We start from the raw sequence: 1,973 nt of genomic DNA, 5'->3' as shown, positions 1-1,973 counted from the left end.
CGAGGTCGACCTCGACGCCGTCGCCTTGGACCACTTCCAGGGCGCGTTCCCGCTCGGCGCTGAGCTCGTCGTTGTACTGCCTCAGCTCGCCGGCGACGTCGTCCGTCGAACCGGTCAGCACGGCCTGGACGATCTCACCGAGGTTGGGGTGGACATCGCGCATCTCGGCGAGCACGCGCCACACACCCGGCGTGCCCGCTTCCGGCACCGGCCCGATCTTCACGTCCTCTTCGAAGAAGGACACATTCCGCGCATAGGTCGGGTGCACATCTGCCTCCGCCACGACCTCGAGCAGCGCGGGCGGCTGGTCCATCGCGGCGGCCAGCCTCGCCTGGAACTCCCGCGTCGTCATCTGGAGCAAGACGTCGGCAGCGACGTCGGGCTGGTCCGACTCGCTCGACACCCAGAACACTCCGGGGGCAGGCCGGTTGTACACGAAATTGCGAGTGGTCTCAGGGGTCGGGATGTGCCACACCCCGACACCCCGTTCCACGGCCTCCGGTTCTTCGACCAGCAGGCCTCCGATGAACCACGGCCCCCACGGATAGATCGCGGCCTCGCCCGCGGCCCAGCGGGCCCTGGCGTCGCGCGGCCCCATAGAGGCGGACGCGGGGTGGATGACACCATCGGACTGCAACGCGAGCAGGAACTCGATGGCGTCGATATAGGGCTGTGAATCGTAGATGTACTCGCCGGTCGCCCAATCGACAGCGCCAGCGCCCGAGCCCGGAGCGCCAGGCGGACCTGGCGCGCCCGCAGCCATGGCGAGCTCGTTGACCAGCGTCTCTAGGTAGGGCGGTTCCTGGCTCGGTATCAATACGCTGTGCACGCCGTCGCCGGTGCCGTCCTGGATACGCCGGGCCGCGTCACGGAACTCGTCCCACGTGGCAGGACTCTCCTCCGGGTCGACTCCTGCCTCCTCCAGCAGGGCGGTGTTCAACCACGGCGCGGAAGCGTGCCGGCGAGCAGTGAACGGCGCAAAGGAGTAGATCTCTCCATCGAACCGGTGGATGCCGTCGTAGATCTGGTCACCGACCGGGCTTCCCTCGAAGTCCGCGTGGCTTCCGATGGGCTGGAACCATCCCTCGCTGACCAAGGCCGCTGCAGAGCTCCCCAGACCCGCCAGCGAATGTACGTCCGGCAGCTGGTTGCTCCTGCGGCCGACCTGGAGCGCTTGGCCCAGATCAGGCCCGTCCATCTGTCGCCGCTCGATGGTGACGTCCGCATGGTCCTCCATGTACGGACCGAAGAGGTCGTTCTCGAACATCTCCGTCAGCGGGCGGAACTGATCCCACCACTGCAGGGGACCGGCGGATCCACCAGACCCGCCGGCCTCCGCGCTCTCCTCGCTCGACTCGCCACCGCCGGTGCATCCGGCGAGAACGGCCGCTAGGACACCGGCACTCGAGCCTCCGATGAACTGGCGTCGATTGATGCCCTGTCCGACGCTCATGGCGCCCGGACGGGTTCCAAGCACTCGGCGTTGCTGCCCCATGGGGACTCCCTCTGTCGTCGTTGACCCGGTAACCGACCTGTTCTCGCTCGATCCGGCACCCAAGGCTCACAGGAAACGCTGCATAGCTATGTTTGCGCTAACCTACGACTGTTCTGCATAAGCGTCAAGAGGGGGACCGCTGAATCTCCACGGCCCACGAGAGGGCGGAATCCGCGCATTTCGCGTCGAGGCTGAAATGAGTATATGTTTGCGATAACACGAGACGGAGGTTCTATGAGCTCGCCTACCAGCATGCTGTTCCTGATGACCGACCAGCACCGGGTCGACACCCTGGGGTGTTACGGCAATCCACACGTCTCCACACCTCACCTCGACGCACTCGCCGCGTCGGGAACCCGTTTCGATGCTTGCTTCACCCCATCGGCCATCTGCACGCCTGCCCGGGCCAGCCTGCTCACCGGCGTACTCCCCTTCCGGCATCGACTGCTCGCGAACTATGAGCGGAATGTGGGCTACT

Annotated in this window: 2 protein-coding genes; one reads left to right on the top strand and one right to left on the bottom strand. The window is 66.0% G+C overall.

Annotation, left to right across the window (positions count from 1 at the left end):
• Nucleotides 1–1,495 (bottom strand): ABC transporter substrate-binding protein (locus tag ELR45_RS35215; protein ID WP_165367779.1); only part of this gene is annotated, 1,495 nt, incomplete at its 3' end.
• A gap of 234 nt (nucleotides 1,496–1,729) precedes the next feature.
• On the opposite strand from ELR45_RS35215, the gene ELR45_RS37865 reads away from it, so the two are divergent.
• A partial coding sequence (locus ELR45_RS37865; RefSeq protein WP_205856599.1) for a sulfatase-like hydrolase/transferase occupies nucleotides 1,730–1,973 on the top strand: 244 nt, incomplete at its 3' end.

The sequence above is a fragment of the Phytoactinopolyspora endophytica genome, from assembly GCF_004138495.1.
Classification (GTDB): domain Bacteria; phylum Actinomycetota; class Actinomycetes; order Jiangellales; family Jiangellaceae; genus Phytoactinopolyspora; species Phytoactinopolyspora endophytica.
This window is presented reverse-complemented; position numbering and strand designations above follow the sequence as displayed.